At 47.0% G+C, this 19,606-nt stretch carries 18 protein-coding genes; 1 reads left to right on the top strand and 17 read right to left on the bottom strand.

Going from position 1 to position 19,606, the window contains the following annotated elements; all coding sequences use genetic code 11:
* Positions 1–3 precede the first annotated feature (3 nt).
* From MHB80_RS13995 to zwf, 8 genes are all read right to left on the bottom strand, one after another.
* Positions 4–1,179, bottom strand: a complete 1,176-nt coding sequence (locus MHB80_RS13995; RefSeq protein WP_341282690.1) for a beta-ketoacyl synthase N-terminal-like domain-containing protein — start codon at positions 1,177–1,179, stop codon at positions 4–6.
* Positions 1,180–1,234: 55 nt separating this feature from the next.
* Positions 1,235–1,657, bottom strand: a complete 423-nt coding sequence (gene fabZ / locus MHB80_RS13990) for a 3-hydroxyacyl-ACP dehydratase FabZ (protein ID WP_341282689.1) — start codon at positions 1,655–1,657, stop codon at positions 1,235–1,237.
* Between the two features lie 33 nt (positions 1,658–1,690).
* Positions 1,691–2,890 (bottom strand): beta-ketoacyl-[acyl-carrier-protein] synthase family protein, encoded by a 1,200-nt coding sequence (locus MHB80_RS13985; protein ID WP_341282688.1) that lies wholly within the window; start codon positions 2,888–2,890, stop codon positions 1,691–1,693.
* Positions 2,891–2,893: 3 nt separating this feature from the next.
* Positions 2,894–3,169, bottom strand: a complete 276-nt coding sequence (locus tag MHB80_RS13980; protein WP_341282687.1) for a phosphopantetheine-binding protein — start codon at positions 3,167–3,169, stop codon at positions 2,894–2,896.
* A 1,094-nt stretch (positions 3,170–4,263) separates the two neighbouring features.
* Positions 4,264–5,682 carry an NADP-dependent phosphogluconate dehydrogenase gene (gene gndA, locus MHB80_RS13975; RefSeq protein WP_341282686.1) on the bottom strand — a complete coding sequence of 473 codons (1,419 nt, stop codon included), beginning with the start codon at positions 5,680–5,682 and terminating at the stop codon, positions 4,264–4,266.
* A 110-nt stretch (positions 5,683–5,792) separates the two neighbouring features.
* On the bottom strand, positions 5,793–6,458 hold the full coding sequence (gene fsa / locus MHB80_RS13970) for a fructose-6-phosphate aldolase (RefSeq protein ID WP_046230868.1): 666 nt from the start codon (positions 6,456–6,458) through the stop codon (positions 5,793–5,795).
* A 74-nt stretch (positions 6,459–6,532) separates the two neighbouring features.
* Positions 6,533–8,521, bottom strand: a complete 1,989-nt coding sequence (tkt, locus tag MHB80_RS13965; protein WP_341282966.1) for a transketolase — start codon at positions 8,519–8,521, stop codon at positions 6,533–6,535.
* On the bottom strand, positions 8,505–10,031 hold the full coding sequence (gene zwf / locus MHB80_RS13960) for a glucose-6-phosphate dehydrogenase (protein WP_341282685.1): 1,527 nt from the start codon (positions 10,029–10,031) through the stop codon (positions 8,505–8,507). Before zwf ends, tkt begins: the two co-directional genes overlap by 17 nt.
* Before the next feature lie 115 nt (positions 10,032–10,146).
* On the opposite strand from zwf, the gene MHB80_RS13955 reads away from it, so the two are divergent.
* The gene (locus tag MHB80_RS13955; RefSeq protein ID WP_341282684.1) at positions 10,147–11,025 is read left to right on the top strand and encodes a LysR family transcriptional regulator; all 879 of its coding nucleotides are present in this window, start codon (positions 10,147–10,149) and stop codon (positions 11,023–11,025) included.
* Positions 11,026–11,192: 167 nt separating this feature from the next.
* Here the strand turns inward: MHB80_RS13955 and MHB80_RS13950 are convergent, their stop codons facing one another.
* The 9 genes from MHB80_RS13950 to MHB80_RS13910 form a co-directional block, all read right to left on the bottom strand.
* Positions 11,193–11,516 carry a rhodanese-like domain-containing protein gene (locus MHB80_RS13950; protein ID WP_341282965.1) on the bottom strand — a complete coding sequence of 108 codons (324 nt, stop codon included), beginning with the start codon at positions 11,514–11,516 and terminating at the stop codon, positions 11,193–11,195.
* A 52-nt stretch (positions 11,517–11,568) separates the two neighbouring features.
* Positions 11,569–11,829 (bottom strand): metal-sensitive transcriptional regulator, encoded by a 261-nt coding sequence (locus tag MHB80_RS13945; protein ID WP_338556365.1) that lies wholly within the window; start codon positions 11,827–11,829, stop codon positions 11,569–11,571.
* Between the two features lie 57 nt (positions 11,830–11,886).
* Positions 11,887–12,366: a DsrE/DsrF/DrsH-like family protein gene (locus MHB80_RS13940; RefSeq protein WP_341282683.1), complete on the bottom strand. Its 480-nt coding sequence runs from the start codon at positions 12,364–12,366 to the stop codon at positions 11,887–11,889.
* A gap of 25 nt (positions 12,367–12,391) precedes the next feature.
* Entirely contained in the window at positions 12,392–12,622 is a 231-nt protein-coding gene (locus tag MHB80_RS13935) for a sulfurtransferase TusA family protein (RefSeq protein WP_341282682.1), read from the bottom strand.
* 49 nt (positions 12,623–12,671) lie between these two features.
* Entirely contained in the window at positions 12,672–13,250 is a 579-nt protein-coding gene (locus MHB80_RS13930; protein ID WP_341282681.1) for a sulfurtransferase TusA family protein, read from the bottom strand.
* Between the two features lie 245 nt (positions 13,251–13,495).
* Complete coding sequence (locus MHB80_RS13925; protein ID WP_341282680.1) at positions 13,496–14,641, bottom strand: MBL fold metallo-hydrolase; 1,146 nt, start codon at positions 14,639–14,641, stop codon at positions 13,496–13,498.
* Between the two features lie 235 nt (positions 14,642–14,876).
* On the bottom strand, positions 14,877–15,803 hold the full coding sequence (locus tag MHB80_RS13920) for a methyl-accepting chemotaxis protein (RefSeq protein ID WP_341282679.1): 927 nt from the start codon (positions 15,801–15,803) through the stop codon (positions 14,877–14,879).
* 299 nt (positions 15,804–16,102) lie between these two features.
* Complete coding sequence (locus MHB80_RS13915; protein ID WP_341282678.1) at positions 16,103–16,711, bottom strand: biliverdin-producing heme oxygenase; 609 nt, start codon at positions 16,709–16,711, stop codon at positions 16,103–16,105.
* Positions 16,712–16,894: 183 nt separating this feature from the next.
* The gene (locus tag MHB80_RS13910; RefSeq protein ID WP_341282677.1) at positions 16,895–19,591 is read right to left on the bottom strand and encodes a family 78 glycoside hydrolase catalytic domain; all 2,697 of its coding nucleotides are present in this window, start codon (positions 19,589–19,591) and stop codon (positions 16,895–16,897) included.
* Positions 19,592–19,606 lie beyond the last annotated feature (15 nt).

The raw sequence follows: 19,606 nt of genomic DNA, 5'->3' as shown, positions 1-19,606 counted from the left end.
GGTTCACCTCCGGACCGTTCCAAGGATAACGCTGTGCAAGCATCCGTTGACATCATATCCATTCACTAATATATATTCGTAATCGCCTAAACGCGGTTCATGATGGACGATATCCAGCTCTAAAGCGGCATCCGGCTCGGTGCAGCCTGCAGTTAGAGGCATGCTCCCTTTGGCAATGGCAAGGGCCCCCGCTGCGACATTCAACATAAACGAAGCGCCAAGCGTTTCGCCCGTTGCTCCCTTAATCGAAGAAACCGGTATGGAAGCGGCACGCTGGCCAAAAACTTCATGAATAGCTTGGGCTTCCGCCTTGTCGGTATAACGTCCGCCTCCGGCAGCCATCAAAATGCCATCAATAACGCTAGGAGAAATGGAGGCATGCTTGAGCGCCATATCCATCACACGAGAGAACAGCTTTGAATCCGCATCGGCACGGTCTTTGCCCAGGTAGCCTTTCCCTATTAAACTTGCATACCCGACAACCTCGCAAACGATACGTTCCGGACTGCAGACTAACACGCTCTCTGTCTCAAGCAGCAATGCAGCGGCGCCCTCGGTCATTCTCGTTCCACTTCTATTACGGTCTAGAGGTCTGCACAAATCGTTTTCATCCTTTGTAACGTAGGCCTGCTGCTGAAAGGATTCGAGCAGCTCTTGGCAATATTCCTCTACCCCGCCGCATAATATCGCATCTGCCTTACCGCTTTTGAGCAGATCAGATGCATAGGCAACCGCATTGCTTCCCGTTAGTATGGTGCTCGCACCCTTCAGCTTTAAACTCAAGCAAACGTGGCCGATTCCCGAGTTGTATACCGTACTTGCGAATACGGTGGGACTTACCATATCGACGCCACCTGAGACAATTTGATTGCTGAGGGCAAGGTTAGATACCAATGGACCATATCCTGTCGTAAAAACAGTGCCAATCCGGTTATGATCCAATTGCTCCTGCACGATCAGCTCTTCATCAAGCACTTGTTTCGAGGCGCTCATGGTCAACCGTGAAAAGCGATCCATCCGTCTGGCAACCCGATTTTCAATATTTTGCGGAATATCCACCGGCAGCTTAAGCTCATCCGGCCTCACTGCCGCCTGTACGTTTATGCCTTCCCAAAATTCATCTGCACCGGACCCTGCACAGCTTATCGCTCCAACAGCCGTAACAAATATTTTATGCATATGGATTCTCCCAAATTTATGAATTATGCACTGCGGAATTAAATACCACTTTTATTTAATTGGAATAGCTTAAGGTCAGCAGTCCAGAAGCGACCATTTTATCGCCGACTGCAGCCGTACATTTAATCTGGTGAAAGATGTGGAAGGACTCGACTAATTCTGCTTCTACCGCAAATGTATCGCCCGGCACAACCGGATGCATGAACTTGATCTGGTTAACCGCGCTTAAATAAAATTTGTGGGCCGCAGGGCTCTCCTCGTTGTAAAAAATAAATCCGCCGACCTGCGCCATCGTCTCAATCATGAGAACGCCTGGATAAATAGGTTCATCGGGGAAATGCCCAACTGCCCACTGCTCATTAAAGCTTATATTTTTGTAGCCTTTGGAACGCTTCATATAAAGGGCCTCAGTAATTCGGTCTACCATGACAAACGGGTAGCGATGAGGCAGGCCTTTTGCAATATCAATGGTTTCCATCCCTGACAGCTCCCAGCATATGGTGTATGATGCTTAGACCTTTCCGACAACTATACTTGCAGAATGGCCGAAGAAGGCGTATGAGTTGGACATCGCGTATTTGATTGACCGTTCCTCATAGTTCCCTTTAACAATCTGAAGGTGCTGAAAAGGTTCAGGCTGCTTCTTCAGAAATGCAGTTGGAGGCACAATGCCGCGATCTATGGCAAGCAAGGTTGCCGCCAGCTCCACGCTTCCCGCAGCTCCCAAGCAGTGGCCGGTAACCGCCTTCGTTGAAGAAATCATAACCTGGGACGGCTTCTCCTCGGTTCCAAAAACCTTGGACAGCGCTCTCATTTCCATTAAGTCATTCAGCTCGGTTGCCGTTCCATGGGCATTGACATAATCAATGTCTCCCGGCTGCAAGCCCGCATCCTCCAAAGCCATCCGCATCGTCCGTACAGCCCCTTCTCCTTCGGGATCGGGACTTGTAATATGATAGGCATCATTGCTTAAGCCGTATCCCAGCAGCTCGCCGTAGATGTGAGCTCCTCTTGCCTTCGCTCCATTCAGCGTCTCCACGATAAAGACGGCGGCTCCTTCGCCAAGCGACATGCCATCCCTATCCTTATCAAACGGCACACAGCCACCAAGACTCATGGACTGAAGGCTGTGAAACCCGGCAATGTAGTTATCCGATAAGGGCTCTGCTCCAACAACGACCATTAAATCAGCCATTCCGTTGCGAATAGCGTCTAGAGCGATTCCTGCTCCCGCAGTTCCAGCGGCACAGGCCGACATCGTTGTGTAGGCTTGGCCCCTTATGTCTACATACGAAACAATATGTGAAAGCATAGATGGAATTTCGATTAGACCATCGGGGTCATTCCACTTTTGCTCCCGATTATTTTGAATATATCTCATCGTTTTAATATGGCCTGGGACAGATTCTGAAAGGGACAAGCCCGCTCTTGCTTCCAGCTTGCCAATATCCTCTTTCGTCAGTCCGCTGTCGGCCAAAGCTTCATCAAGTGCGGCATAAGTCATTTGAACGGCCCGTTCATCCTCTTCCATATCTCGATACAGCTTGTCAACGCTGCCAGCTACCTCGCCGCTTACGCCAAGCTTTTTCAGCTTTTCGTGAGCCCGAAGCCCGCTGGCGCCATTCACAATTGACTGGAAGAAAGCTTCTCTGTTTGAGCCGCCTGGCGCGATGATTCCAATTCCGGTTACTACGGCTTGCGGTCTGCTCATCGATTAATCCCCGATCGTGCTGCGGATGATGTTTGCAATCGAGCCAACGCTCTTGAAAACAGACATATCACTGCTTTGCGGCTTAACGCCAAAAAGCTCCTTCAGTCCAACCGCCAGCTCCAATGCGTCAACAGAATCCAGGTCGAGCCCTTCACCCTGTTCATTCACATCAAATAGCGGATCATCATCGTTGATATCCTCCGGCGAGATGTCCAGTCCAAACTTAGTAACAATCATGTTTTTAATTTGATTTTCGATCGATAGCTGTACGTTTTCCATTGTTTCAGCTCCTTTATTGGATAAAAGATTGCATGTCATTCCTAAGGCAGTTTAAATAGCTGTTAAATTAGAGAGCGCTTTCATTGTCTTGTGTTAGACATCGCTCGGCACTCACTCCTTAAATGGAAATAACATAGGCAGTGCAGCTTAAAACAGCAGTCTTCAATTGTACAAACTCATCTGGATGAAAGTGCGTCAGAAAGGAAAACAAAAGTTGTGGGTGGGTTGAGAGAAGTTCATTCATAGTTGAATGTGTCGCTAAAGGAGTAGACGACTATACCTCTTGAGGAATGTTGCTTAACAAAGATGCGGCCGTCGATGCAACCAATAACGCCGTTAATAAAGTTATACCATAATTCTATGTTTTTTTACAATATTTATTTTTATGTCTAAATTTATATTTAAGTTACAAATCATGTAACTTTTATTTGTCGCTGCTGGTGTCGACGCTTTCTGGTTTTGACGAATAACCGTATTTTTTTATTGGAATCGGCCAAGAAATGACGACTCTGCTTGTTAAGACACTTATTAAGGGCGTATAAATGATGAAACCCCTCTCAATATTAAACAGATATTGGCGGTATTTGGATTGATGTACCTGGCTGCGTGAAGGAAAGAAAACGCGCTTGTGGGGCAGAAAATTGTCTAGGGGCATCTCCCCTTAGGTGGAAAAAACGGAACTATTCCCAATATACCACAAATACCACCCACATAATACCATAAAAATGCGTCATAAAACCACCTAAAAATTAGACAATTCAAACACGAAAAACCAGTTGCTGAACATTTTCAGCAACTGGCCTTTCGAAAAAAGTCCATAATCTATTCCATAGCTCGTAAAACGCATCAAAATCCAAAATAGCGGAATCTCTGTCCGCAAAAAAAAGAGGAGGCTGCTCAGTCTCCGCAACAGCGATCTTAATTGCAATCGCATGTATGCTGCCCACATTCTTGAATCGTCAGCATCTCAGCATCGCCAGATTAGCGGATCTCCGTTATTCCTACAAAATTCAACAAAAAGCTGACCTCACAAATGCGAGGTCAACCTTCTTGTTAATTTTCCAAATATTTACTTATTTGCCACTGATTATTTCCTATTCGTTATTTTCCATCCATTGAAAATGGAAGCTGCCTTGTTGATCCAGACGCTCAAACGTATGCGCTCCAAAATAATCACGCTGTGCTTGCAGCAGGTTAGCTGGCAGTCTTTCTGTACGATAGCTATCATAGTAAGCCAGTGCCGATGCGAAAGCAGGAACCGGAATCCCTCTTGTTACGGCAATCGCAATCACTTTTCTCCAAGCTTCTTGGTAGTTATCTACGATTCCGCCGAAATAATCATCGAGGAACAAGTTTTTAAGCTCCGGATCACGGTCATAGGCATCTTTAATGTTTTGCAGGAAGCCTGCACGGATAATGCAGCCGCCACGGAAAATCATCGCGATGCTGCCATAGTTCAGGTTCCAGTTGTACGTGTCAGAAGCAGCGCGCATTTGCGCAAAGCCTTGGGCGTACGAAGCGATTTTGCTGGCGAATAGCGCTTTGCGGACCGCTTCAATAAACTCTTGTGCATCGCCGTCATAGCTCGATACCGCAGGGCCATTCAGCTTCTTGCTAGCCGCTACGCGTTCCTCTTTCATCGCAGAGATAAAGCGCGAGAATACGGATTCGGTAATGATCGACAATGGAACGCCGAGATCAAGAGCGCTTTGGCTCGTCCATTTGCCTGTTCCCTTTTGGCCTGCGGAATCGAGAATTACATCGACCATCGGCTTGCCTGTAGCTGGGTCTGTTTTCGAGAAAATGTCAGCTGTAATTTCGATCAAATAGCTGTCCAACTCGCCATTATTCCATTCGGTGAAAATGTTATGCAGCTCAGTTGTGCTTACACCAAGCACATCTTTCAGCAAATGATACGCCTCACCAATCAGCTGCATATCGCCATACTCAATGCCGTTGTGCACCATTTTCACATAGTGTCCAGCGCCGCCTTCGCCAATATAAGTGGAGCAAGCATCGCCATTCACTTTCGCAGAAATAGCTGTCAGGATTGGCTCAACGAGCTCATAAGCGTCTTTTTGACCGCCTGGCATAATCGCTGGACCTTTAAGCGCGCCCTCTTCGCCGCCGGAAACACCCGCACCGATAAAGCGGAAGCCTTTAGCCGAAAGCTCTTCATTTCTTCTTTGCGTATCAGGGAAATAAGCGTTGCCGCCATCAATCAATATGTCTCCTTGGTCAAGAAAAGGTACAAGCTGATTAATCGTATCATCTGTTGGCGCGCCTGCTTTTACCATAATTAAAATTCTGCGCGGAGTTTCTAGCGAGTTTACAAACTCTTCGACGCTGTATGCACCTACAAAATTTTTACCTTTGGCTTCTTCAAGAAGCTCATTTGTTTTTTCTGGGGAACGGTTGAATAGCGCAACCGAGAACCCTCTGCTTTCAATATTTAAAGCGAGGTTTTTGCCCATAACGGCAAGACCAACGACACCAATTTGCTGTTTACTCACGGTTTTCTGCCTCCCAGTCCTATTCAAACTCTTTTTATATAAGCGCAAACGGCTGTCGCCGTCCTCTGGCAGCAAAGCTGCCATTCGAGGATTAAATTATAAGCCCCTTCTTACAGGGAAGTTTTTTTCCAATCAGCTGCAAATTTCTCCATGCCTTGATCAGTAAGCGGATGCTTCGAGATTTGCTCGATAACCGCGAATGGTACAGTTGCAATATGCGCGCCAGCCATCGCTACGCGAGTAACGTGATCCGGGTGACGAACCGAAGCCGCAATAATTTGCGCATCCAGTTGGTGTGTGCGGAACAATTCAGCAATTTTCGACACTAGCAGAACGCCATCCTCCGAAATATCGTCCAGACGGCCGAGGAACGGAGAAACATAAGTTGCGCCAGCACGAGCAGCCAGAAGCGCTTGGTTGACTGTGAAAATAAGCGTTACGTTCGTTTTCACGCCTTTTTTCGTCAGGTAACGACAAGTTTCCAGTCCAGCAAGGTTCATCGGAAGCTTGATTGTAATATTTTTATCGTTGTTGTTGATCTTGATCAGCTCGTCCGCTTCAGCGATCATTTCTTCAGCTGTAATGGCATTAGGCGTTACTTCCGCAGAAACGGATTCAACCTCAGGCACGATTTGCAAAATCTCAGCAATACGATCTTCAAATTTCACGCCTTCTTTAGCAACCAAAGATGGGTTAGTAGTCACACCGGATAATACGCCGATTTTGTAAGCCTTCTTGATATCTTCCACATTAGCCGTATCGATAAAAAATTTCATAATCAATTACCTCCGTTTTTTGGGTTCATTTTGATTTGCACTTTCATTTTAAATTCGATTGCCAAGCATTTCAATTATTTCACTAATTCTTTTGCCAGGCTCACAACATTCTCAGTTGAGAAGCCAAAGTAATCCATTACCTGGTTGCCTGGGCCTGATGCGCCAAACGTATCAATGGACAACACTTTGCCGCTTGGCCCGGCATAACGCTCCCAGCCAAGCGAAATGCCCGCTTCAATGGCGATGCGATTCGACACGGAATCAGGGAGAACGCTTTGCTTGTAAGCTGCTGGCTGACGCTCAAACAGTTCTCTGCTCGGCATAGCCACGACGCGAACGGATAGGTTATCCTTCTCCAGCTCGGCTTTAGCACTAACGGCAAGCGATACCTCTGAACCTGTAGCGATCAAAATAACGTCTGGCTTCTCGCTTGTTTCTGTCAGGACATAAGCGCCTTTAGCTACCTCTGCAACGTTAGCTTTCGTTGCTTCATAGATCGGCAGATTTTGTCTGCTCAGCACGAGGGCAACCGGACCGTCATTTTGCTGCAAAGCATAAGCCCATGCACTTGCTGTTTCATTGGCATCCGTTGGGCGAATGACCGTAAGCCCTGGAATCGTACGAAGCGCCGCCAAATGCTCGACCGGCTCATGCGTAGGGCCATCTTCTCCGACAGCAATGGAATCATGCGTGAATACATACGTAACTGGCAGCTTCTGCAAGGCAGCTAGTCGAATCGACGGGCGCAAATAATCGCTGAATACGAAGAAGGTGCTGACGAATGGTTTTACGCCGCCATGCAGCGCCATGCCATTGCCTGCCGCGCCCATAGCATGCTCGCGAACGCCGAAATAAATGTTGCGTCCTGCATACGATTTAACCGCGAATGTTTCTTCGCCTTTAATGTCCGTCATCGTGGAATGCGATAAATCTGCACTGCCTCCGAAGATCGAAGGAACAGTTTTCACATAATGATTGATCGCTTCACCGCTCGCTACGCGAGTTGAAATCGATTTGGAAGTATCAAAGGTTAAAATGTCAGCTGCATCAATCGTGACCGTTCCTTCTATGACTTGAGCCAACTCCTTGCCCTGTGCCGGATATTGCGCTGTGTAGGAAGCAAGCTGCTTATTCCATTCCGCTTCTTTAGCCGCACCCTCAAGCTTCAACTGCTCGTAATGAGCTTTGACTTCAGCCGGAACAGTGAACTCTTCTTCATACTGCCAGCCATAAGCGGCTTTCGTTGCAACGGCTTCTTCTTTGCCAAGCGGATTGCCATGCGCTTTATTCGTGCCCGCTACTTTGCTGCCGTAACCGATAATCGTCCGGATTTCAATAAGTGTTGGCTGCGAATCGTTGTTCTTGGCAGCCGCAATCGCCTCAGCGATGGCAGAAATATCATTGCCGTCTTCTACACGGAGATATTGCCAATTCGCGGATTCCGCTCTTTTTTGAATATTCTCCCCAAAAGAAAGATTTAATTCTCCGTCGAGGGAAATATCATTCGAATCATACAATACGATCAATTTGTCCAGCTTCATGTGACCAGCCATGGACATTGCCTCGTAGGAAATCCCTTCCATCAAGCAGCCGTCGCCCACAAGCGAATACGTATAATGGTCAATGATTGGGAAACCGTCTTGATTGAATTTCGCAGCTAGATGAGCTTCTGCCATCGCCATTCCGACTGCCATCGCAATCCCTTGGCCTAGAGGGCCAGTAGTCGCATCTACACCATCTGTATGTCCAAACTCAGGATGGCCTGGCGTCTTGCTGTTCAGCTTGCGGAATTGCTTCAAATCATCAAGCGACACTTCATAGCCGGATAAGTGCAGCAGGCTGTAAAGCAGCGCCGAGCCGTGACCCGCCGAAAGCACGAAACGATCGCGGTTGAACCATTTGGCATGACCCGGATTGTGGCTCAAAAATTTGGACCATAACGTGTACGCCATTGGAGCTGCCCCCATAGGAAGACCCGGATGACCGGAATTGGCGCTGTTAATTGCATCAATGGATAAAGTACGAATCGTGTCAATCGCTAACTGATCAATGGTTTGTGTGATAGGCATATTGTTGTCCCTTCTGTGCTTTAGTTTGTTGTTCCAGCTTGGAATCGAACCACCAGTGGTAGCCGTCCTGCGCTAGCAAGGCATCGGATTCCGAAGGCCCGTATGTGCCAGCAGCATAATGATGAAGCGGAACCTGATTTTCTTCAAATGCTTCCAAAATCGGCTGAACCCAAGCCCATGACATTTCAACTTCATCCCAATGCGCAAAAAACGTAGGATTGCCGTTTAACGCATCGTGAATCAAATTTTCATAAGCTTCAGGAAGCTCTTCCTTGTTCGGGTGAAAATCGATTTGAATCGGCTTGAACTCGCCATTTTGCTGCGAATCCTTTGAATTGAGCTGAAGCGTAATGCTTTCATTAGGGCTCATTTCAATGACGAGCAGATTAGGCGCCACACCCTCTTCGTTTTCGGAAGGCGCTTGTTTGAGCGGCTCTTTAAATTCAATGACGATTCGCGTCGATTTTTCTTTCATTCTTTTGCCGGTACGAATATAGAAAGGAACGCCCCGCCAAAAGTAATCGTCAATTTGCAATTTAGCTGCAATAAATGTGTCGTTCATCGACGTTTCAGCAATTCCCGGCTCCGACTTATAACCGACAACCGGCTTGCCTTGAATGCTGCCGGCGCTGTATTGTCCGCGAATGATGCTCAGGCCAACGTCTTGCTTTTGCAGCGGCTCAAGAGCTTCCATCACCTGTTTCTTCTTGAATCGAACCTTTTCAGCATCGCTCTTCTGCGGCAGCTGAATAGCTGTCATCATAAGCAATTGCAGCAAATGGTTCTGGAACATGTCTCTAAGTGCACCGACATGATCATAATAACCAGCTCTTTCCTCTACGCCGACCGTTTCATTCGCTGTAATTTGCACGTTGGCAATGTAATGATTATTCCACAGCGCCTGAATCACCGGATTCGTCTGCTGCAAAGCTTCGAGTCTTTGTACCATCGGCTTGCCGAGGTAATGATCGATCCGGAAAACTTCCTTCTCCTCGAATGACCGGCTAAGGCTTTCATTCAGATCACGGGCAGATTGCAAATCATGGCCGAAAGGCTTCTCAATGACGAGACGTTTCCATCCCTGCGCCGAGCCAAGCCCGCTTCCCTGAATGTTGGAAGCGATTGTTTCGAAAAACTCCGGCCCAACCGATAAATAAAACAAGCGATTCGGGGCAAGATTTAAAGCTTGTTCCCGCCTTTCAATCATTTGAAGCAGCTGCAGATAATCTTCCTTATGGTCTATGTTTAGAACTTGGTAACGGAATGCTTGTAAAAAAGCTTTCACGCTCGCCTCGTCCTTTATTTCCCGTCTGGAAAAATCACGGAGAGATTGCTCGACATTCGCCTGAAAGATTTCATGCGTCAGCTCTCTTCGTCCAAGGCCAATCAAGGAGAATGCTTGCGGCAGTTTCTGCTCGATGAACAAATTATACAAAGCGGGGTAGATTTTTCTTTTTGCTAAATCCCCTGTCGCTCCAAACAACACAAAAGTGGTTGGCTCCATCTTCCGTTCTCCTTCCAATTCGTTAGCTATGGTTTCTTTTTCTTAGTTACACTATAATACGTTTAAGAGCCATACAAGTAATTAATATATTTAAGAGGAGGTATAGATCCCATCTATGATCAATAATTACGAATTGTACAAGGTTTTTTATTGGGCCGCTAAAACAGGAAGCTTGACCAAAGCTGCTAATGCTCTGTACCTCACTCAACCGAGCGTCAGCCACGCCATTAAGCAGCTGGAGAACAGCTTCGGCATTACTCTGTTTTATCGAAATTCCAAAGGGGTTGCGCTGACACAGGAAGGTACGATTTTGTATTCCTACATCGAGCAGTCGCAAATATTGATCACACTGGCGGAGGAGAAAATGGCTGCGCTGAAAAATTTGGAGAGCGGAGAACTGCGGATTGGCGGCAGCGATTCGCTGTTCAAGCATTATTTGCTGCCGTATTTAGAAAACTTTCATTATATGTATCCCGAAATCAGATTGCATCTCAATCATGGCACGACGCCGGAGGTTATTTCTTTCCTGAAGGAAGGCAAAATTGACCTCGGCGTCGTTCGCATGCCGATTGTCGATCCCCAGCTTGAAGTGCGCGAAAGCATTCAATTGAAGGATTGTTTTGTTGCAGGCGAGCGTTATGCGGAGCTGAAAAATAAAGTTTTGACACTGGATCAATTGCTACAGCATCCCGTCATTCTGTTTTCCCGCAATAGCCGGGTACGAATGGCCATTACGGAGCTTTTTCAAAGCTACGGTTATATACTGAAGCCTGAAATTGAGGTCGGAAGCGTCGATCTGCTGATCGAATTTGCCCGGAGAGGGCTCGGCATTTCGTATGTAACGAGGGAATTTGTATCGAAGGAACTGGAGGATGGCTCACTCTTTGAAATCCAATTAGACGTGCAGCTGCCACCATCCCATGTGGGCATTATGACAATGAGGAATCTTCCGCTGTCGAGCACAGCAAGCCGGTTTATTGAGCTTGTGCACTAGTCCTAGTCCTTTATCATCGCTGCCGCTTGCTCTTGAGCGTTTCTAAGAACGCCCATAAAGTAAAAACCAATGAGAACCACTCATTGGCTAACGCAACAAATCATTTGCCGTACCATGAATCCTATCCATGTAACCAATTAAACTCTCGTTTCACACAAGCATGCTTGCTATTGGGTGGGACCGTTCCATGACATGATGCCACCTCTAAGATGTGCGAGCCGGCTGTAGCCTCTCCGGCTCAACAGCTTGGCAGCTTGCTTGCTCCGCATTCCGCTTCGGCAGTATAAGTACACTTGCCGATCTAGTGGGATCTCACCCAAACGCTTTGAGAGCTGACTTAGCGGAATATTAATGGCGCCTGCAATATGTCCCTCTTTAAATTCATGACTTTCACGAACGTCTATCAACTTATTCCCTTTATATTCGCTTTTAAACTGTTGCGGTGTTAAATTTCGCAAGCCTTTGACCGATGTGAATGATTGATACAGCATCCATAGCAAAAATAGGGCAATCAATATATATATGGCAATCACTATTGTTCACCTACCTGCTCTTAATTAAAAGCTCTACGGCTTCCTTCACTAGTTTGCTGCTATCTCTACCTGCTTCCTGCTCTTCCATGATGCATTGCTCCAAATTAACCGCCACTACAAGAGCGAGCGTTTTATCGATCGCACTGCGCACAGCAGACAGCTGACTAACGACATCTTTGCAGTTTTTTCCTTCTTCCATCATCTTGAGCACTCCGCGCACTTGCCCCTCTGCTCGGTTAAGGCGTCTTTTCATATCATCATCGTATTTCATGTAGTAGCCCCCTATAAGTATATAGGTATATTATAACCATAATGGGGAAGCGAAGCATCAAATGAACAAGTTCACTTTTGCATCCGCTGCGTCCCCCAAATAAGCTGCAACACCAGCGTAGTCGATCTCGTCCATTAATTCTTCCTTTTGCAAGCCTAGCAAATCCATTGTCATCGTACATGCAACCAGCTTAACCCCTTGCTCTTGAGCGAGCTCGATTAATTGCGGGAGGGTCAGTACATTGTGTTTTTTCATCACATGCTTGATCATTTGGGGCCCTATTCCGCCAAAATTCATTTTCGAAAGTCCCAGCTTATCCGCACCACGAGGCATCATTTTCCCAAACATTTTCTCAAGTATGCTTTTCTTAACCGCAATCGGCTGATCCTTCCGAAGCGTGTTCAATCCCCAAAATGTAAAGAATATCGTCACTTCATGATCGTAAGCTGCCGCTCCATTCGCAATAATAAATGCTGCGATTGCTTTATCAAGTTCACCGCTAAACAATACAATTGTTGTTTTCTCATTTTCAGCCATGCAAGCCACCCTTTCTATTTTGCAACTACTTGTTACCCTTCTTGACTAGAAACATAAATACACCGTTTGCTTCTTTAGTTTCTACAAGCTCATGGTTGGTTTGCTTCACCCATGCTTGGAAATCTTTCATGGAGCCTTTGTCCGTTGTATGCAGCTCCATCGTTTGACCACTTTGAATGGAGTCGATTCCCTTCTTTGCTTTCACGATCGGCATAGGGCAAGCTAGCCCTTTCGCATCAATTACAATATCCGCCATTTGATTTTTCCTCCAGTAAGTTTAATTTAGTTTTTAAATTGATTTTTCATTATTCGTCGCATTCTACGGGGCCATCCCACATCAACATGCCAGGAATGACGTTGTTCACTTTGGAAAATCCTTTCTCCACGAGAAGCTGGCACGCTAAATCGCTTCTAGTCCCTGTTCTGCATACAACAGCATACTCTTCATCTGGAGACAATTGACTAAGCATCTTTTCCAGCTCACCCATCGGAATAGATATGGCTCCAGGGATACGTTGGAAACAGTATTCTGCCGGCTCGCGGACATCCAGTACCTTAATGTTATCGCCAGTGGCTATTTTTTTGCCAAGCTCCTCATTGCTGATGATATGAGGATGCTTAACCTCGGGTTTCATTTCTCTTTCCGAGGACTTCCGTATAAAGTGTCGGAAAACGCCTCCCTCCTCTTTTATCCCAATATATAGATGGCCTATTCTAATCGCCCAACTCTGCAAGTCCGCAACCGAGCCTTTGTCTGTTGCTCGTATTTCAAGCACTTCGCCAGGTACCATGTCCTCCATCGCTTTCTTGGTTTTTACAACCGGCATGGGACAGGCTAAGCCTTCGCAATCTAATAAACGATTGGTTTGAATCCTTGCTGACATAATCGCACACCTCTTTATGTTTTTATTTTCCGTACGTCTTTTCTCCGTCCCAATGGGACATGCCTCCCAGCAGGTTTGCTACGTTATATCCCCGTGCCTCAAAAAGCTCGCAGGCTAAACCGCTGCTACTTCCTGAGCAGTAAATGCCAAAAATCCTAAAGCTGGCGGGATAATGCATTGTTTTATATAAATAACAATACTAATACCCGTAAGGGTATTTAAAAATCAAAAAAAATCTCTTATTTCTATTTATCATGAACAGCGCAGCGGTTCGGTCCCATTTCCATTTCGCGCTGCTCTGCTTCGTTTGGAGTGATTCGCCCCATATTCGTTTGACGAATTTCCTGATAAGCATTTGGTTGAGGTGGAAGATGCTCTGTCACTGCCACCCTGAACTCATCATCGTTGTTGATGTTCAGCCCAGCGTTGGATACAAACAAATCACCGAGCCTGGCTGCAACTTTGCCTCCTTCTCCAAGCTCCGTAGCTTTACCAAAGTGAGCAGGCAGAACAATGAGATCTTGGGATAAGTTTTTGTACGTTTCATATAATGTCTTTCTCAGATCCGCAACCCAGTCCGCCGCTTTGCCTGCAAGGTCTGGACGGCCAATGGAGTCGACAAATAGAATATCCCCGCTTAGCAAATAGTGATCGTCCACAATGAGAGACGTACTCCCAATCGTGTGCCCTGGAGAGTATACTGGTTTAATGAAAATCTTTGTATTCCCGACCATGATTTGTTTCCCTTCCTCCAGAGCCTCATATTCAAAGGTTACCTCTTCCGCATCTTTAGGAGGCAACCAATACGTGGCATGATTCATTTCTGCGAGGTGCCTTCCTCCAGAAATATGATCGGCATGCAAATGTGTGTCCAGTGTATGCTTGATTTGAACACCCTTGTCTTCAGCAAACTGCTTGAAGATATCAGTCATTCGCAGCGTATCGACCATTGCCGCTTCACCATTCGACACGATCATGTAAGAGAGACAGCCTTTACCAATGCGGACAAACTGAAATATTTCGCCTCCATCCCTCAGATCGCCAACTTTAACGGGTTCCAAATATTCGCTCCACGCCTTCATGCCTCCTTCCAGATAGTGGATGTTAGTTCTGCCAGCCTCTATCAGCTGCTCGGCAATAAATATAGAGGAGCCTTCCTTGGAGCAAACTACGAGAACATTTTTGTCGTCTGGAATTTGGTTCAAAGCAGGTTCAATTCCATCTAATAAATCAAAATATGGCATATTGACGATTTCCGTTTTCCCGCCCTCAATCTGCCAGCTAACAAATTCCGTTGTGTTGCGCACATCAAGTATGAAGAGCTCCTCGTTATTTAGAATCTTCTTCGTTAGCTCTCGAGCATTCATCGCCTTTATTGTAGTAGTCTCCATCGAGGTGTCTTCCTCCTTAAAATGTTGGAATTACTGTTCTTTTATCAAAGCATAGCCCTTCAAAATACCCATAAGGGTATTTTAGAGGGTAAAATTTTATACCCCATAGGGTATGAACACATAATACCGCGTTTATTTTCCTCTGTCAACAGCCTTTGATTCAAGTTGGAAAAGAAACCCCCCGCTTTGTAAAAAAGTGGGGGGTTAGCGATTATATTTTGATCTGAAATAAGCATTACAGCATCTGATTTAACACTTTTGCCTGTTCTTCCAAATGCCCTGCCGCTTCGCCAAATCCGGCAAAATCGTCTACGGCCTTCTTGATTTCCTGCTGGCTGCTGGCAATCGCATCTCTGGAGATTTTTGAGCTTCCACTAACCTTTCCTACTTGCTGAGAAATCCCTTCAAGCGAATGCTGAATTTCGCTCGCCGCCTCCTGAACATGCAGGGCAAGCTTTTTGACCTCCATCGCAACAATATTAAACCCGCGCCCATGCTCGCCAGCATGCGCCGCTTCAATTGCTGCGTTTAAAGCGAGCAAATTAGTCTGTGAAGCAAAATCGCGTATCGTCTGAACGATTCCCCGTACAGCTTGGGTTTGCTGCTCCAGCGTTTGAAGGAAATCAATTTGTATTTCATTATCACTGACAATCTGCTCGATAACAGAGGCAACTTGCTCACTGCGATCGATGCCTATTTTAGTCCGTTCCAGCAAATCCGCTGCCATTAGCTGCAATTCGTTCGTAATTTGAGCAACGGCCTTCTCACGGGCCGAAATGTCTGTCGCTACTTTAAGAACAGCGAATGGCTTACCCTCTTCATTGCACACGGGCATATACGTCGCTTCAAGCAAGATGCTGATGCCATTTTTCGCTACGCGCACAATTTTTTCCTGAAAAGCGATGCCTTTACGCAAATTATTCCAGAACTGCGTATACGCATAGCTATTTGCAAAATTAGGCTCGCAAAATGTTCGGTGATTTTTCCCTAACAATTCTTCGACCTCATAACCTAAGGCTTGGGCAAAATGATCATTAGCCCATAACACCTCTCCTTGCAAATTAAACTCAATCATAGCCAGAGACTGCTCCAATGCGGAAATTACCGCTTTTCCTTCCAGCACCTGCGAACTTTCCCCAACACGTTTCCTAACATTATCCAATTCTATTCCCCTTCCACAGACCAATAATTACCATTTAAAGACCTGCATAAAAAAAGAACTTGATACTCAGATCAAATTCTAATTTTTACTCTTCTTCCCGGTGACAAGCCCTTCACTTCCAAGCACAATACAGAAAAAGTCGGACGGTTTCCCGCCGACTCCAATCGTTACATTTAAATAATTCAAATAAGATGTGCTAGAGGCTTTCAGCTCTCGTTCCAAAATTCACCTGACACAGGATTGCCCAATTAGCGCTGACAAGGAGCTTCCGAGCAATTGATCCGGGGATCAGCCCATCATTACGTTGTTGTTCCGGCATTAAACCAAACCTCCAGAGTCAAAAACGTTTGCTTCGCTGACTCAACGACTTGATTAGCTTCTTCTTCCGATAATACAGACTGCGTGACAAATTGGCTGAACTCTGCCCATTTTGCCCGAGTTTCAGAACCATAGGCGTTAAAATAGGCCGTTCCCTCACTTACATCCTCTGTAAGCGGCAAAAATTTGCGGACCTGCTTCGTAATAATTTGGCCGCCCATTGTAGAACCTTCAATGACGTACATATAACCTAGCACGGCAGCGACAGTAGCAAGCTGTGGAAGCTGCTCGCATTCTGGAAGCTGCTGCACCTGCTCCTCACTTAAACCAAGTACAAGCAAATCGCGTTCCAACAGCGGGGATTTGGCGCGGTTTTGAATAAATTCACCAAGCTCCTGTACGTTTTGCGCTTCTGATAGAGCAGCAATATGGCGTTCAACAGGCTTAATAAAACCGTAAAACTTCTGCAGGTAAAGGGAGTATTCCGTTACGTTTAAAGTTTGATTCATGATGGCTTTGGCAAAGCGGTTGTCTTCGATCTGCTTGTGATTTACAGCAGTCTCTTCCTTCAAGCGAGCCATGACGTTCATATGGGCGTTCACTCCTATCCATTTATAGGCTGTCAGCATAAACATCGCTGTGCTTCACGCTGAAAATATGAGTTTTCATCGTACAATCAATACATAATTATAACTGAGAAAATCAATATAATCAAAGTGTTTCTCCATGGATTTTTGTAACAACACCTACTCGCCGGCCGTTATAGCACCCTTTCAATGGCCGTCGTAAGTGAAATGATATTGTCCGGAGCCTAGCGCAAGCGTGACGCTACCCGCTTCTTCATGAATCGCGGTTATGCCAGCCGCTTTGGCAAGCGCAGTACCATTTTCAAGCACACGGGCTGCCGATTGCGCTCCTGGAAGCTTGAGCGTTGCATAGGCATTGCCCGGCACGGTCACCTGAATTTCCATTTGACCTGCCTCATTGAGGCGCCAGGAGGAAACGACCATTCCATACATCGTCATAAGCCTCGCTTCGGCCCATGTCAAACCCGGACCCGGCTGCGGGCTGATTTTCACATGCTTGAATCCCGGCTGCTCCTCATCTGGCTGAATGCCTGCCACGTAGCTGTACAGCCATTCTCCGATTGCGCCATAGGCATAATGGTTGAAGGAGTTCATATCGGCGCTCCAGAAGCTGCCGTCCTCCTTGATGCCATCCCAATGTTCCCAAATCGTCGTGGCGCCTTTCGTAATTTGATAGAGCCAGGATGGATAATCCTCCTGCAGCAGCAAGCGATAAGCTAGATCATTGCGCCCAGCTTCGCTAAGTACAGGATTTAAATACGGCGTACCAACAAAGCCTGTCGTCAGATGGTCATTTTGTTCCTTTAACAGCTCCGCAAGCTTATGCTCCGCTTTCTCTTTCGCCGTCCCCGACACGAGGCCGAAGCGCAGCGCCAGAACCTGCGCCGTTTGTGTCGGAACAGACAACCGCCCGGATGGGGTTAGAAACTCATGCTGGAATGCGGCAATAATTTTCTCATGCCATAACGCTAGGCGTTCCAGATCCGCTGCCTTCCCTAATGCTTTAGCCGCTTTGGCAACGAGCGATACCGAATAAGCGTAATAGGCCGTTGCAACAAAATCTCTATCCGTTGCCCCGACATAGCTGTCCGCCTTGGAATCAAGCCCGAGCCAATCGCCAAAGTGGAAACCGGTATTCCACAAATAAGGATCGCTGCCCTGCTCAAAAATATACTGAATCCATTGGTTCATGCTGTCATATTGGGCCTCCAGCAGCCTAGTATCGCCATACGCTTCATACAGCGTCCATGGACAGATGACCGCCGCATCGCCCCAGGCCGCAGAGGAATGGCTCGTATCCCCCCAGCCTTCGGAAAACTCAGGCTTCAGATTAGGGATGTAGAACGGAATGCCCCCTTCTGGCGTCTGGTCGGCTTTCAGATCTAGCAGCCATTTAGTGAAAAATGGGGCAACATTCATCACATACGAAGCTGTTCGAATGAACATCTGTGCGTCTCCCGTCCAGCCAAGCCGCTCGTCGCGCTGCGGGCAATCGGTCGGCACATCGACAAAATTGCCTTTTTGTCCCCAGACGATATTATGATGCAGCTGGTTCACCTTGGCATCCGAGCATTCAAAAAAACCTGTACGCTCCATATCCGAATGCAGCACTATGCCACTGAAAGCTTCAAGCAAAATTGGCGCTTTAAACCCTGTCAGCAACACATAACGGAAGCCTTGAAAGGTGAAATGCGGCTCAAACGTCTCCTTCCCTTTCCCTTTCAACGTATACTGGATGCGCTGCTCGGCCTTGCGAATATTGCCCATATAGAAGTTTCCAGCCTGATCCAGCACCTCGGCATGCTGCAATTCAACCACATGCCCGGCGGCGCCTTCAACCTCAAATTTCACCCAGCCGACCATGTTTTGGCCAAAATCAAGCACCGTATCGCCCTCTGGCGTTTGGAGCACGGCAATCGGCTTAAGTATTTCAGCCGGGCGAACAGGCTCATTTACCTGCTGGGTTATCATCGATTTAGAATGTGTAATGATTTCAACTGAATGCCAGACGTCTGAATCGGTCGCTTGCCCACTATGCCACTCCAACTCCAGCCGGGCGTCGTAACGCTCTCCATGATACATTTCGGACATCAGAATTGCGCTTCCCGTCGCTTGCCAATCATTTCCTGACACGACAACGTCCTCCGTGCCGTCCTCATAGCCAATATGAAGCTGGAAGAGCAGCGCCGCGCGCGAACCATAGGTTTCTTTTTTCTGCGTCCATCCAAGCTCCCCTTTGTACCAGCCATTGCCAAGCAGTGCGCCAATCGCATGCGTGCCAACGCCCAACTGCTCCGTTACATCATATACCTGATATTGCAGCCGTTTGCCGTAGCTGGTCCACCCCGGTGTAAAATAGTGGTCGCCAATGCGATTGCCATTCCATTGCAGCTCATACATGCCTAGCGCCGTAGCGTAAATCCGGGCGCTTTTGACCGTTTTTTCAACGGTGACAAAGGTTCTGAGCAGCGGACAGCGCTCCGCATCCTCTTCCCTCGCAGCCAAAACAGATGGCGCGCTAATCCACTCCGCTGTCCACTGGCTGTAGTCCATGATACCGGTTTCAAAATATGCCGTTTCCGACCAGTCGCTGCCTTCCAATTGCTGCCCACAGGCCCAAACCTTTACCCGGTAAAAATAACGCGTGCGTGCTTTCAGCTCGATTTGATCCAGCACGACATGAACGGATTGACCGGTATCGTTCCGGCCAGAATCCCATAAAACTTGCCCGAATTCTGGCTCCAATGAAACTTGCAGCTGGTAGGCCTGCTGCTGAATGCCTCTTTCCTCTGATTGGATTTGCCAGCTGATTCTAGGATGCAGCACATCTATGCCTAGCGGATTTTTCAAATATTCACATCTGACTTTTACGATCTGTACCATGAGGCGACCTCCTCT

The sequence above is a fragment of the Paenibacillus sp. FSL H8-0537 genome (genome assembly GCF_038051995.1).
Taxonomy (GTDB): Bacteria; Bacillota; Bacilli; order Paenibacillales; family Paenibacillaceae; genus Pristimantibacillus.
Note: the sequence above shows the minus strand (reverse complement) of the source record. Positions and strands in the feature narration are given on the sequence as shown.